Annotated in this window: 10 protein-coding genes; 5 read left to right on the forward strand and 5 right to left on the reverse strand. The window is 45.7% G+C overall.

The window, feature by feature from the left end:
* Window positions 1-48 precede the first annotated feature (48 nt).
* Entirely contained in the window at window positions 49-798 is a 750-nt protein-coding gene (pdsO, locus tag L2730_RS13610; RefSeq protein WP_248975086.1) for a sortase-associated OmpA-like protein PdsO, read from the reverse strand.
* A gap of 223 nt (window positions 799-1,021) precedes the next feature.
* On the opposite strand from pdsO, the gene pdsR reads away from it, so the two are divergent.
* The 3 genes from pdsR (at window position 1,022) to L2730_RS13625 (ending at window position 5,179) form a co-directional block, all read left to right on the forward strand.
* On the forward strand, window positions 1,022-1,714 hold the full coding sequence (gene pdsR / locus L2730_RS13615) for a proteobacterial dedicated sortase system response regulator (RefSeq protein WP_248975087.1): 693 nt from the start codon (window positions 1,022-1,024) through the stop codon (window positions 1,712-1,714).
* Window positions 1,714-3,900: a proteobacterial dedicated sortase system histidine kinase gene (gene pdsS, locus L2730_RS13620; protein WP_248975088.1), complete on the forward strand. Its 2,187-nt coding sequence runs from the start codon at window positions 1,714-1,716 to the stop codon at window positions 3,898-3,900. Before pdsR ends, pdsS begins: the two co-directional genes overlap by 1 nt.
* Before the next feature lie 91 nt (window positions 3,901-3,991).
* Complete coding sequence (locus tag L2730_RS13625) at window positions 3,992-5,179, forward strand: cystathionine beta-lyase (protein WP_248975089.1); 1,188 nt, start codon at window positions 3,992-3,994, stop codon at window positions 5,177-5,179.
* Between the two features lie 88 nt (window positions 5,180-5,267).
* On the opposite strand, the gene L2730_RS13630 is transcribed toward L2730_RS13625, so the two are convergent.
* The 3 genes from L2730_RS13630 to L2730_RS13640 all read right to left on the reverse strand — a co-directional run bounded on the left by L2730_RS13630 (window position 5,268) and on the right by L2730_RS13640 (window position 9,769).
* The gene (locus L2730_RS13630) at window positions 5,268-5,912 is read right to left on the reverse strand and encodes an MBL fold metallo-hydrolase (protein WP_248975090.1); all 645 of its coding nucleotides are present in this window, start codon (window positions 5,910-5,912) and stop codon (window positions 5,268-5,270) included.
* A gap of 862 nt (window positions 5,913-6,774) precedes the next feature.
* Window positions 6,775-8,817: a pentapeptide repeat-containing protein gene (locus tag L2730_RS13635; RefSeq protein ID WP_248975091.1), complete on the reverse strand. Its 2,043-nt coding sequence runs from the start codon at window positions 8,815-8,817 to the stop codon at window positions 6,775-6,777.
* A 454-nt stretch (window positions 8,818-9,271) separates the two neighbouring features.
* Window positions 9,272-9,769 carry a DUF1294 domain-containing protein gene (locus L2730_RS13640; RefSeq protein ID WP_248975092.1) on the reverse strand — a complete coding sequence of 166 codons (498 nt, stop codon included), beginning with the start codon at window positions 9,767-9,769 and terminating at the stop codon, window positions 9,272-9,274.
* Between the two features lie 238 nt (window positions 9,770-10,007).
* Here L2730_RS13640 and L2730_RS13645 point away from each other — a divergent pair, with 238 nt between their 5' ends.
* Both L2730_RS13645 and L2730_RS13650 read left to right on the forward strand, forming a co-directional pair.
* Window positions 10,008-11,297, forward strand: coding sequence for an alpha/beta fold hydrolase (locus L2730_RS13645; RefSeq protein ID WP_248975093.1), 1,290 nt, complete (start codon window positions 10,008-10,010; stop codon window positions 11,295-11,297).
* A gap of 139 nt (window positions 11,298-11,436) precedes the next feature.
* Window positions 11,437-11,634 (forward strand): DUF4250 domain-containing protein, encoded by a 198-nt coding sequence (locus tag L2730_RS13650; protein WP_248975094.1) that lies wholly within the window; start codon window positions 11,437-11,439, stop codon window positions 11,632-11,634.
* A gap of 67 nt (window positions 11,635-11,701) precedes the next feature.
* On the opposite strand, the gene L2730_RS13655 is transcribed toward L2730_RS13650, so the two are convergent.
* The gene (locus L2730_RS13655) at window positions 11,702-14,842 is read right to left on the reverse strand and encodes an efflux RND transporter permease subunit (RefSeq protein ID WP_248975095.1); all 3,141 of its coding nucleotides are present in this window, start codon (window positions 14,840-14,842) and stop codon (window positions 11,702-11,704) included.
* Window positions 14,843-14,853 lie beyond the last annotated feature (11 nt).

Genomic DNA, 14,853 nt, shown 5'->3' on the forward strand with positions numbered 1-14,853 from the left:
CTGGCTAACAGCAGACCGCAAGGCTGAGTGGTACTCGTTATAGATGCATTACTGCGCAGGATTTGCTGCAAGTGCGCTGTCGTGAGATTGCAACTTTAAGGTCACGCGGCGATCAAAGAAGTCATTTTCAAAGTTTTGCTCTGCCGTTAGTGGCGAGCTCGCGCCATAGGCCTGATAGTTTAAGCGCTCACTAGCAACGCCTTGCTCTACTAAGTAATTAGTCACTTCAACTACCCGTTGCTCAGATAATGCTTGGTTGTAATCACCGTCACCGCGTCGGTCGGCGTAACCCGTCAAGTCCAACGTTAACTCAGGAGAGAGCGACATCGCATAGGCCACATCGTCTAGTTGCTGTTGAAAGTGAGGTGCAATGGTCGATGAACCTGTTTTAAACTGTACGTTTAATCCTAGTGCGAGCTCGGTGAGCTTTTGCTCTTGCGCCATTTTAAGGCTGTTAAGTTGCTGCTGTGCATCTTCATATTGGCTAGAAAGTGCGATTAATGACTGATTCTCTTCATTTAATGCTGCAAGTTCACTTTGCTTGCTCTCCAGCATTACCTGCTGCGTTTTGATCTCATCATCATCGCCAACAGATTTCCCTAATAAGCTACCTGCAAATGCACCAATGATTGCGCCGACAGGGCCACCCACAACGGCGCCAACCACAATGCCTGAGCTCAAACCAATTAACTCCTCATTGTGGCTACGTTCAGTGTTCTCGACATGTTCTGCAGCGCTGGCATTTGACGAAAGAGTGATAGATGCGATAACCAGTGATGCGATAAGGTGCTTTCTCATAATATTTCCCTTTAATTACTCATTTAAACTAAGTTGCCGAAGTCCGGCGTCATTTCAATAACGCTATTAAACCTCAGCCAAATGTCTGTAAAAGGGAGCAAACGTGGCAATTTAAATATCAAATGTGGCAACAAAATGGCAATCGCTGTCAGCACCTTTAAACACAGGTAAAATCCTGTATAGTCACAATCAATTACCGAGATAACGCTAAAATTAATCAACCATGAAACGAATCGCGATAGTAGAAGATGAAGCCGCCATTAGAGAAAATTACAAAGACGTTTTGCAGCAGCAAGGCTATAGCGTGCAGGCTTATGCAAATCGATTAGAAGCGATGTGCGCTTTCAACAGCCGTTTGCCAGATTTAGCGATTATCGATATCGGCTTAGAAAATGAGATCGACGGCGGCTTTACGCTGTGCCAGTCACTTAGAGCTATGTCCAGCACACTACCCATCATCTTTTTAACCGCCAGAGACAGCGACTTTGATACGGTTTGTGGGCTACGCTTAGGCGCCGATGATTACCTCAGTAAAGAGGTGAGTTTCCCCCATCTTATTGCTCGATTAGCCGCGTTATTTAGACGCTCAGAGCTCAAAGATGCCAGCAGCGATAACAGTCCGTTGATTGAACATGGATTACTTTCTATTGATATTAATCGGATGCAGGTTTACTGGAACAAACGTCATATCGAACTGACCGTGACTGAGTTTTGGATGGTACACGCACTTGCCAGGCGACCAGGACACGTACGCCAACGTCAAGAACTGATGCAAGAGGCAAAGATATTCGTTGATGACTCAACGATTACCTCTCATGTTAAGCGGATCAGGAAGAAATTCCTCGCTCAAGACCCACAGTTTGATTGTATCGATACCGTTTACGGCATGGGCTACCGCTGGGACGCTCAAAGTTAATGTTTAATCTTCCAATTGGCCTGCGCGCAAAAGTCGCGGTTTTATCGCTGTTTTTACTCTGCCTTCCTTGGCTTGGGTACCAATATGTATGGGAGATGGAAAAGTATCTCAGGTTGGGGCAGGAAAAAACGCTCGAAGGCACCACCCAAGCGCTAGCAACTGCGCTGCACGAACGACCAAGATTATTCGATAGCCAAGCCAGCTTTTTAACGCAAGTTGAACAAGGTCGTGACCTCTATGCTTACCCTCTTGCAGGCCCCATTCAACTTGATGGTAAATTAGGTGACTGGCAACCCTATCGCCACCGCGCGTTGCACTATGGTGAAGATTATCAGATCTATAAACGCGACCAAGCAACGCCACTCGCTATCGACTTTACCCACATGGTGGGGAAATATGCCGGTTACCTATACGGTTTTTTTGAAGTCACCGACCCACAAGTGATCTACCGCGGAAAGAACAGCTTAAGCATCGATCGTAACGACCATATCGCTATTGCAACACTGGCGCCTGACGGCCAGTTTCGCCGCTATATAGTCGCCACCACTAAAGACGGTTGGATAAGTGCCTTTGAGCTACCAGAAGATCCAGCGCTGACCACTCCAGTTACCCCTGAAGTAAAAATCCAAGGTAAATGGCTGAAAACCGCTAAAGGCTATAATGTCGAACTGCGGATCCCACTTAGCATGGTGGGCAGTAAACTGGGCTTTGCCATCTATGATGTTAACGACCGTAACACTCGGCAGTTAGATGCCATCGTCGGCACATCGGCTATTGACGATGTTAACAAGCTTGGTACTGTACTGGTGCCATCACCAGAAATTGAAAGTATTATCAAAGGCATGGCCCATAATAGCTCGCGCATTTGGGTGGTCGATAAACATGGCCGTGTGTTGGCAAAATCCGGTGATATACGCTCCGATAATAGCGTGTGGTCGCGCTCCACCATTGAAAAAGAGGGTAAAAGCAGCTGGGATCGATTTAAGCAGCAATACCTGTACCCGCTCTACTATAAAATACTCACCACGCCGCCGAAGGATTTTGTCGACTCCTTGCAAGACTCCACTGTGTTACAAGGAAGTCATATCAGTAAAGCACTGCAGGGCAAACAAGGTTCAACGTGGCGACTGACTCCCGACAGTAAAGCCGTCGTGTTAGCCGCAGCTAGCCCTATCTGGATCGATGATAAAGTGATGGGTGTGGTGATTGCTGAAGAGACCACACACGGGATCCGTACGCTACGCAATAAAGCCCTAGAGAAACTGTTTAATGTGATCCTTACCATTATGAGTATGGGCACATTAGCACTATTCTTCTTTGCCTCTAATATTTCCAGTAGAATCCGTAAACTGCGCGATGAAGCTGAAGAAGCCATTGATAACCAAGGCCGAATTAAAAAGTCGATCCAAGGCTCAAAAGTACGTGATGAAATTGGCGATCTCTCCCGCAGCTTTGCCAGTATTGTGAGTCGACTCGGCCAATATACTCATTACTTAGAGAACATGTCATCGCGTCTGTCCCATGAACTGCGCACTCCAGTCGCCGTAGTACGTTCATCCTTAGAGCACTTAAGCCTGCAAACCCTTAACCCTGATAGTCGCAAATATGTTGACCGGGCACAGGAAGGCGTTAACCGCCTAAACATGATCCTCAGTAATATGAGCGAAGCCACTCGTCTGGAAGAGAGCCTAACCCATGCAGAAAAATCGCTGTTTCCGTTAGATAAAGTGGTGAGTGGCTGTATGCAAGGCTACCAGATGACCTACCCTAATCAGCGGTTCAATACCGATATTGAGCCGCAAACCATCCTCGTTGAAGGTGTACCTGAGTATATCGCCCAGCTAATGGATAAATTAATTGCTAACGCACTGGAGTTTAGCCATGCGGACAGCGCGATTGAAGTGGGTTTAGTGGTGCAAAGCAAATCAGCGTTGTTGACCGTAGCCAACTACGGCACACCGTTACCGGATAATATGTCAGAGCAGATATTTGAATCTATGGTTTCTGTGCGAACTCAAAAGGCGCAAGATAAACCGCATTTGGGGCTCGGGCTTTATATCGCTCGTTTAATTAGTCTGTTTCATAAAGGAAAAATTAGTGCGCAGAACAGAGTCAATGATCAAGGTGCTGTTTCTGGCGTTGAAATTGCCATCCAGCTACCTATTAGTAAAGAAAAGTCCGTTTAAGACAACCTTGAATATATTGACGCTTCACTTTAGCCGTTTAGATGTTAAGATGGCTAAAACCAAAGATGCCTAATTGTGGAATAATAGCCCTATGAAAAAAGAAACGCAGATAATTAGTCTTGGCCGTGACAAGAAATGGACTCAAGGAGTGATCAATCCACCGGTTTACCGGGCATCAACCATGGTGTTCGATACCATGGAGGATCTGCGTTTTGCTGCAAAAAACAAAGCCAATGGCGAGATGTTTTATGGCCGTCGTGGCGGCCCGACTCACTTTGCCTTTCAAGCTGCAATTGCTGAACTTGAAGGCGGTGTCGGCACTGCACTTTACCCGTCTGGTAGTGCCGCTATTAGCAACAGCTTACTGTCATTTTTAAAAGCGGGCGATCACCTATTAATGGTAGACAGTGCCTATGAGCCTACTCGTGACCTGTGTAATAAGTTACTGGCCGGATACGGCATCGAAACCACCTATTACGACCCAATGGTTGGTGAAGGCATACGTGAACTTATTCGCCCCAACACCAAGGTGCTATTTTTAGAATCTCCAGGCTCTATCACTATGGAAATTCAAGATGTGCCAACACTAAGCCGCATCGCTCATGAAAATGATGTTGTTGTTATGCTGGACAATACTTGGGCGTCGCCAATCAATTCACGCCCGTTTGAAATGGGCGTCGATATCTCAATTCAAGCCGCGACTAAGTACATTGTCGGCCACTCTGACGTCATGATGGGCACTGCTACCGCCAATGAGAAACATTGGGAACAGCTACGAGAAAATAGCTATCTGCTAGGTCAGTGCACCTCACCAGACGATGTTTACCTTGCCAGCCGCGGGCTGCGTACACTGGGTATTCGTTTAGCCCAGCACGAACAAAACGCCCTAAAAGTCGCTAACTGGCTCAATAGCCGCCCAGAGGTCGATCATCTGCGTCACCCAGCCTTTGAAACTTGCCCTGGGCATGAGTTCTTTAAACGCGACTTTAGTGCATCAAATGGCTTATTCTCGTTTGTGTTAAAACAAGGCGATCAAAAAGCGGTCACCGCTTTTGTGGAAAACATGCAGCACTTTAAAATGGGCTTCTCATGGGGTGGTTTTGAAAGTCTAATCCTAGGCGTGTTCGGCATTGATAAACTGCGCACTGCCACTAAATGGGATAGCAGCAAGCCGCTGATCAGACTGCATATTGGTCTTGAAAACGTCGACGATCTGATTGCCGATCTTGATGCCGCCTTTGCTCGCTTTAATGCCGAGCTAAAGTTAACGGCAAAATAACCGACGTTAGCAACCAGCCATAAAAAATCCGAACCTAGTAATAGGCTCGGATTTTTAGTTTTAACGTATAACTAAAGTCGCTACAGAGTTAATCAAACAGCTGATCAGCAACAAATGGGTTTTGCGCGCGCTCTTCACCAAAGGTCGATAGCGGTCCATGACCCGGAATGAACTGTACCTCTTTACCTAAAGGCCACAACTTTTTAGTGATCGAGTCGATGAGATCTTGATGGTTAGACTGCGGGAAATCAGTGCGGCCAATTGAGCCTCTAAAGAGCACATCGCCGACCCAGGCAATAGCCGCCTCTTTAGCAAAAAACACCACGTGGCCCGGCGTATGTCCCGGGCAGTGCAACACTGATAACACCTGCTCACCCACTGTCACTTCATCACCCTCTTGCAGAAAGCGGTTTGGTGTAAACGGATCACAATGTACAAAACCAAAATGTTGGCTCTGCTTAGGTAAACTTTCTAACCAAAAACTATCAGCTAAGTGAGGTCCCACAATAGGAACATTGAGCTGCTCAGCAAGAGTTTGCGCCGCACCGACATGGTCAATATGGCCGTGGGTCAATAACACTTGTTCTATCTGGACATTATTTTTAGCAGCTTCTTCCAAAATGCGCTCAAGGTTTCCACCAGGATCAACCACAGCCCCTTTCAAGCTTTGCTCACACCAGATTAAACTACAATTTTGCTGAAATGGTGTGACCGGTATTAACTGATACTTCATCGAAACTCACCTAAAGATTATTTAGCAGTGCAATGATTAAAGATTACGCCAACTTACGCATTTCCTCTATAAATAATTGGTAGAACATGAACTAACGCTCACAAAAACGGCATATTATACCAATTGCATTAAGTATTTGGCCAGTTCAGAACCCCTCAGTCTTTTCAATTCAAAGCGCATCGGTAAAGAAATGGTTATTCCCTTTTAAGCCAATGCAAAGCAGAAGTGGAAAGGCTGAGGGGCTCACGTAGTGCGGCTGAGGTTAAACAAATTGGCAAAACGCTGTATGCTTCGCTATGGGATTTGGATATACGACTAAATGGTCTATTTTGTTCCATACAAAATAAGACATTCCGGCCCTCCTTGGCGGTCAGATTTAGGAGGTACGAGACCAAGGATGGTCGAAGGTAGAATAATGCAGGAGCAATTATCGAGAGCGAAGCAGGACGCCAGAGCCGAGAATAACTATTAGCTCAAATCCCGCTACTTGCCTACAGCGTTTTGAATTCCCGCTGAATGGTCAAACTTTTAATGCAATTGGTATTAAAAGCAGCTAATAGAAAAATGAGTCTTTATTCTGTTATCAAGTCGCTATTTTTGACTGGGATCTGCAGTTAAAAATGGATAGAGTTTAAAAGCAATTGCTAGCGGAAAGACAAGCAAAGTGGCACTTGTCGGCACGACATAAAAGACAGGCTATGTCTAATTTCAATGCTAAAGATAGCTACTTGATAGTAACAAAAAAGATTGATAATAGCTTGATAATAAACAAATACAGGTATTTATTAAAACAGATTAGCTAGCACATAAAGCAAGTAGAGAACTGAATAAACACCCAGCTCTCTGCGAGTTTTATCTGTGACTAACAGCCTTTTGGAAATATCCAAACTTCAACAGCACCATTTTTACTGCCAAAGTCATCACCTGATGATCCCGGCGTTGAAGGTGCAGTCTCTTTAGTCGGAGCGCTATTACAAGTCGTGGCAGGAATAATCGACCAGCTTCCGCCACCCGCTCCTGCAGCATCATCGCCAGCACCACCGCCGCCATAGCCACCACCACCGCCGCCACCGCCAGCACCGCTAAAGCTATCATCGGCATTGCCACCCCTACCGTTAGAACCAACCCCAGGATCGCCATTAACCCATTCACTGTTAGCCCCTAAAAACCCTTGTCCACCTTGACCACCAATGCCGTCTTTACCGTCATCAGCGCCGCTTCCTCCATCTCCCCATTCATCCGTGCTGCCGCCATCGGCTCCACTGTCAAAGCTTTGTCCTACACCAATGGTTCCCTGACCTATAATCGATGAAGCCGCAACGCCACCATCAGCGCCATCAGTGCCATCATTAATCCATCCAGATGAATCACCACCACCGCCACCGCCGGCAATAAGTATGACATCGTCTTCAAGTGAAGTAGGGCTACTTTCTGCAATCATGACCAGTGTAGAAGAGCCACCGTCACCATAAATATTACTTAGTGTGCCATTTTCGCCGATGAAGAAGTTGAATGAAGTTTGTCCATAACTGTCTAGGAAATGAGATAGAGTAGTGACGGTTGATGCAAACCCAGCCTTACCGCCATCGCCACCAGAGGTCCAAAGTCCGCCACTAGAACCTATGCCACCTTCTCCCCCCCAAGCTAAAATAGCCATAGGAGTGTCGTTGTCCAGAGTGGTATCAAAAGATGAGCTAACCTGACTAAAGATATCAACTAGATTGACAGACGTAACCAGCTCTGAAGAGTCAATGGCTTCGCAGCTTGTTATTGGCGTTGCACCATCAACCCCACCATACTCAGTGGTACACACTTGCTTGTCAACGGCTGGCAATAAGCACTTATAAACGGTGTTGCCATCATCGGTAACATCTTGCTTAACTGAATCACACGGGTCTGACTCGGCAACGGCTGTTGAATTACAAAAGCCAACAGAGGTGATATCGCAAATGCCTCCGTCAGTCCAAGTCGCACCAACCAGATTGGCGTTATCAAAATCCGTATCCGTGACGGTCGCATTATGAAGGTCAGCTGGAGACAGTTGCGCGCTGGAAAAATAAGCTCCAGTTAGGTTGGCGTCACTGAGATCGGCATAAGTCATTTCTGAACCTCGAAAGTCACCCTTGCTCATATCTGCACCACTAAAGTTGGTTCCGGTGAGCGTTGATTCGAAAAGATCGACATTGGTTAATATGGCATCAGTTAAATCAGCGCCAGAAAGATCAGCAAATGTGAGTGTTGCATTATCCAAATTTGCATCTGATAAATCACAATTTTTGCAGGCGTTAGTAGAAATAAGCGTAGTCACATTGTCATCTGTAGTCTCAGCATGAGCAGAGCTTATCAGCAGATTACCTATGTGACTTAGTAGCCTGGAAACAATGGAATAGTGAGTGCTATTTATTGCAGACAAGGAACCAATATTGGGCTGTGTCACTAAGAAGGTTAGATCTGTGCTTTCTACATGTTCACCGTGAGTCAGTACCAATTGAAATTCACCAGCAGGCATTATTGCCGAGACACACTCGTCATTGGCTGACATGCTAAGCACTTCTTCGCCTTCGCTATTGTTAAGCACCATAGAGTGATTGGAGTCGCTATTACCATCCTCATAGCAAAACGTATGATTGAGGGTACGAGAATATAGGTAAGGTATAAGATCAGTACCTGATTCACCATTGGAGTCATCCGCTGCAGTTGCCGTGGCTGGCTCAAGAAATAATGCAACCACTCCTTGTTCAGGGTTGGCACGCAAGCGACTGTTATCTGCAAAGTCCTTTTCGAGTAAAAAGTCTGATTGCATTTCCGTATCATCGTTGCTATCGCAAGCAGTCACGAAAATGAGAGAAAACACTAATGTCAACAATACGTTAAACTTGCTGCGGTAATCACTGATAGTCTGCACGTTACTTTCCTTATAATGGAACAGATTTTTTGAAGTTGTTAATGGCTATTCATACCTTACCTATTAGTTCCATACCGAATAATTAGGTGGCAGCCATTATTAATCAATAGCATAGCGATCCTCATGTTTATTAACAACTACAAGTACTAACCAAAGCAGGAACTTGAGCTATATTCAACAGGGGATAGCGGATAAACACTGGATATTAAGCGAAAAGACAGTAAAACTGAGAGCGGTTGAACCTGCTTAGTTAGCAAGTATGACGCCGGCATAACTTGGTAAATGTAAATATGCTCAACGGATTTTAAAGCAGTAACAAGGTAGCTTCAGTGCAAAGTGGTTTCTATTAACTTAGGGCTGTATATCAGCTCTTTTGACTGAAACTCGCCGCTTTTCAATTTCAGTATGCCAAATTTACAACTCGCCATTAATAATATGCCTATTTAGCAAAATATCAGCCTTCTCGTATATAACGTGTAGGGCTTTCGTAGTAGAGATAATTTTCATTGTGAGCACTTAATAGAAACGATACTGCTTTACGAACATGCTGATTATCGACGCTTTTATTCACATAAATTTTCAGCTCGCTAGTATATTTTTTCAATAAAGTAGAACCTTCATGGGTATGCATCCCAACGACAAATGCGATGTTCAATAAGACTGTAAGCAAAAATATTAACCGAAAACTTTTCTTTTTACTCTTATGACGCAGCTTTTGCTGTGCAACTATAGCGCCTGGCCAACCAAACAAAAGTGAATATATATGGAGTTTGCTCTCAGATACGCGCCATTCATTGTTTTGAGCAGCCTTTTTATCTTTTGCGTAGATTAGGAAAGTTAAAAAGCTCGCAATAATGAATATCAAGAAGATGATTGGCGGTAAATAACCTAAGTAGAATGATGTAGATAAAGCAATTAATAATCCATAGATGGGCAAATAGTGATAATTCATTTTTATCTCTGAAAGCTAACAGCTTATTCAACAGCAGTAGGATAACTGACAAGGCAATCTAATTATTACTTGTCACTCTATCACTGACAAGTAATTGCTGCAAAAGGATTTTTCAAATACTTTATGCTGCGGTCAATTAGTTATTTGCTAGAAATTTACAGCACAGCTGCCCGATTTCGGTATACAATCTCCAACCTCATTGCCCCAATAATAGTTAACAACAAACAAGGCGAACAACATGATCCCACAACTCACCTTTGCAGGCATGGTTGCCCGTAAACATACCTTCACCCTGCCCCTTGATTATCAACAGCCTAAAGGTGAGACAATTGAAGTCTTCGCTCGCGAATTAGTCAGCCCTGAGAACCAACACAAACAACTGCCTTTTATTGTATTTTTTCAAGGTGGACCAGGGTTTGGAGCGGTAAGGCCCGCTGCGACAGGTGGCTGGATAAAACGCGCTTTACAAGAATTTAGAGTGTTGTTGCTCGATCAACGTGGTACCGGGCTGTCGACTCCAGTAAGCTCTGCAAGCCTGACACACTTGAATTCAGACCAGCAAAGCGAATACTTGAGCCACTTTCGCGCCGACAATATTATCCGCGATGCCGAGTCTATTCGTCAGCAATTGGTTGGCGATGACAAATGGTCAATTCTAGGGCAAAGCTTTGGTGGTTTCTGTGTTTTAAAATACCTTAACGATGCGCCAGATGGCGTCGAAGAAGCTTATATTACTGGCGGTATTCCGTCACTTAACCGCAGTGCCGATGAAGTCTACCAAGCCACATACCTGCGGGTTATCACTAAGAACAATGACTTTTTTGCCCGTTTTACTGATGCGCAAGACCTAGTCAAAGCGCTAGCACAGCATATTAGCGAAAACGAGGTAAGGCTGGCTACAGGCGAGCAGCTTACCGTTGAGATGTTACAACTACTGGGCATAAACATAGGCATGGAGCAAGGCCCAGAGAGCGTCTACTACCTACTGGAGCATGCGCTAATCACAACGGCAAGCGGTACCATTGTAAACCCGCTATTTTTGGCACATTTCTGCCAGTTACTCGATTACAACACCAACCCCATTTTTGCCTTGCTGCATGAATCCATCTATTGTCAGAACAGTGCGTCAAACTGGGCAGCCCATAGAGTAAGGCAGCAGTACCCACAGTTTAACTACAGCGTAGATAAGCCGTTTCTTTTCACCGGAGAGATGATCTATCCGTGGATGTTTGAGCAGTTCAATAACCTTAAGCCGTTAAAAGAGGCTGCGGCTATGCTAGCTGAAAAAAGCGATTGGCCGATGCTATATCAACCAACAAAATTAGCAGAGAACAAGGTGCCTGTTGCCGCAGCGATATATAGCGAAGATATGTTTGTTGAGATGCGTTATAGCTTAGAAACCGCAGCGAAAGTAGGCAACTTAAAGTACTGGTTAACCTCTGAATATGAGCACAACGGTATTCGTATGAATGGCGAGCATATTCTGGACAGATTAATTGCAATTAACCGTGGGGAAAACTTACGTTAATTAAGAAACACTTAAGCTTACATCGACATAATGTAATCAGTTCCTCACCTGTATCACCTTTGGCAAGCCTTATTTAGGCTTGCTTTTTTTTGCCTCAAAAACCATATTTAAAGCCTCTCTCATATTGAGGTTAACTCTGATGGACATCACTCATCTGGAACAGCTTAGCTCTGCAACATTGCTTGGGATCGTTAACGAAAAACTCAGATTGACCTGCAGCGACCAAGCCGCGCTTTTTTATGAGATGGATATTGATAAGCAATTGCTAGACTCTAAGCTTGCCGATATCGGTTACCACTATGACCCGCTCAGTAATCAATATAAAAACCTAAAATAGACGATAAAGGCGCTGCCTTTATCGTCTTTATATTTCACGGATTAACTTCGTTGTTACTTGCTACAGCTTAACTCGTTGCTGAGCGCTGTTTACGACTAAAGCGATAAACCAATGAGTACAGCACTGGCAAGATCACTAACGTCAGCAGTGTTGACGAGATAATACCGCCTATCACTACTGTAGCCAGTGGCCGTTGCACTTCAGCGCCAGTACCGATATTGAGCGCCATCGGTACAAAGCCTAAACTTGCCACTAATGCCGTCATCATCACTGGGCGTAAACGTTGGCTTGCGCCCTGCTTAATCGCCTCAATAAGCTCTAGCCCCTGCAGTTTAAGCTCTTTAATAAAGCTCAGCATCACCACGCCATTTAGCACCGCAATGCCTGATAGTGCAATAAAGCCAATCGCCGCTGAGATCGACAATGGCATATCACGCAATACCAAAGCCAATACGCCGCCCGTAAGCGCTAACGGTACGCAGCTAAAGATAATGAGTGAGTCGCGCACTGAGCCAAAGGCGCTATATAGCAAGCCAAAAATCAATAGAAGTGTCAATGGCACCAAAATCATCAAACGGTTCGATGCCGATTCTAGCTGCTCGAAGGTGCCGCCGTATTCACTCCAGTAACCACTTGGCAAAGCTAAATCATCAGCCATCACTTTTTGAGTGTCTTGGATGAACGAGCCTAAATCACGGCCATCTACATTCGCAGTGACCACAACATGGCGCTTACCACTTTGACGATTGATTTGATTAGGCCCCACTTTAAAGTGCAGCTCAGCCACTTCGCCCAAAGGCACATAGCTTAAATCGGGGTTTAGCTCGCTTGACAGTGCTATCGGGATATTGGCTAGTTTGTCAAGATCTTGGCTAATATCATCCGCCATTCTCACAACCAGCTTAAAACGTCTATCACCTTCATAGATAAGCCCGACAGGTATGCCCGAAACAGCTGTTTGTAGAGCTTGTTGCACGTCAACAATCGTCAGACCCAACAAGGCTAAATGATCGCGGTTAGGCTCGACCGATAACGTTGGCAGACCAGACATCTGTTCAACGCGCACATCGGTTGCGCCCTGTATGCCTTGGAACAACCTGACAGCGCGGTCGCCCGCATCTTTTAAGGTATCGAGGTCATCACCATAGATCCGCAGTGCCACATCAGCGCGCACACCAGCGATTAACTCGTTAAAGCGCATCTCAATGGGCTGGGTAAACTCATAGTTATTACCCGGTACTTGCTCAACATGCTCACGAAGTTCATCAACAAACTGCGCTTTTGTCTTAGTCGGATCTGCCCACTCTGAGCGTGGTTTGATGATCAAGATGGTATCGGCAACACTTGGCGACATAGGATCGGTTGCCACTTCTGGTGTTCCCACCTTTGAAAATACCCGCTCAACTTCATCAAGCTCACTAATCACTACTTCGAGCTTTTTTTGCATCTCAATCGATTGCTCAAGCCCGGTGCCAGTGATCCGCATGGCATGCATGGCGATATCCCCTTCATCGAGTTTTGGCAAGAATTCAGAACCCAGACGACTAAGCTGAACACTGGTCACCACCATCAGCACGATAGCGCCAGCAATGATAATAAAAGGACGCTTGAGCGAGAAAAATAGCACTGGCTCATAGGCTTTACGCGCACCAGCCATCAGCCAGTTTTCTTTCTCGTTCACTTTACCTTTTACAAATAGCGCTATGGCTGCTGGCACAAACGTTACCGAAAACAACAATGCACCGATAAGTGCAGCTACGACCGTAAAGGCCATCGGGTGGAACATTTTGCCTTCGACACCGCTTAGGGCAAATATCGGCAGATAGACCAACATAATGATCAATACACCAAACACTGCCGGGCGAAATACCTCTTTAGTTGCCTCTGCAACGACTTTAATACGCTCTTCAAGTACCAACAATCGACCGTACTGATGTTGCGCCATACCTAGGCGGCGTAGGGCATTTTCAACAATGATCACTGCGCCATCGACAATAATGCCGAAATCAATTGCGCCAAGACTCATCAAGTTACCCGACACGCGATTTGCGGTCATACCGGTAATGGCAAATAACATACTCAGAGGGATAACGAGCGCTGCAATCAATGCCGCGCGGAAATTACCCAGTAACGCAAACAGCACCACAATAACCAGTACAGCACCCTCAAATAGATTTTTCTGTACCGTTTCAATCGCTTTATCGACTAAGGTTGTACGGTCATAAACGGCTTCCGCCACTATGCCTTCAGGCAAGCTGGCATTAATCAGCTTGAGTCTCTCCCCAACCTCTTTGGCAACAATGCGACTGTTCTCGCCCAGTAACATAAACGCAGTGCCCAGCACGGTCTCTTCACCGTTTTGACTGGCGGCGCCAGTACGCAGCTGTTTACCATAAAACACATCAGCAACATCGCCTATTCGCACAGGTGCGTCATCACGCTTGGTGACGACAACTTGGCGAATTGACTCTAGATCTTTAAGTTGCCCTGGCGAACGGACTAGCCATTGCTCGCCGCTGCGCTCGATATAACCGGCACCTGCATTGCGATTATTACGCTCAAGCGCGGTGATAACATCATCAACAGTCACCTTAAATGCCAATAACTTCGCTGGCACTGGCGCGACTTGATATTCGCGCTCATAACCACCCAAGCTATTGATTTCTGTAACGCCATTAACTTTTACCAGCTGCGGGCGGATGATCCAGTCTTGAATCGTACGCAGATCTTCAGCGTTATAAGGCGTGCCATCTTCTTTTACCGCTCCATCAAGGGCGCGAATGGAGTAAGTAAATACTTCGCCTAAACCACTACTAACAGGGCCAAGCGCAGGTTCGGCTTCTGTAGGTAGCTCACTGCGAACGCCTTGTAAGCGTTCACTTATCTGTTGCCGCGCCCAGTAGATATCAGTGCCCTCTTCGAAAATGACAGTCACCTGTGACAAGCCATAACGCGAGATCGAGCGGGTATAATCTAAACTTGGGATCCCCGCCATGGCATTTTCAATCACATAGGTCAGCCTTTGCTCCGACTCAAGCGGTGAATAGCCAGCAATCGCGGTGTTGATCTGCACTTGCACATTGGTAATGTCTGGCACAGCATCAATAGGTAGCTTGAGGGTGTTATAACCCCCTAATAGCGCAATGAGCAGTGTAATCGCTAGTACCAATAATCGCCGTTTAAGGGCGAATGAGATAATAGTATCCATATGGTTTCGTC

This window comes from Shewanella kaireitica (genome assembly GCF_023284045.1).
In the GTDB taxonomy this organism is placed as follows: Bacteria; Pseudomonadota; Gammaproteobacteria; order Enterobacterales; family Shewanellaceae; genus Shewanella; species Shewanella kaireitica.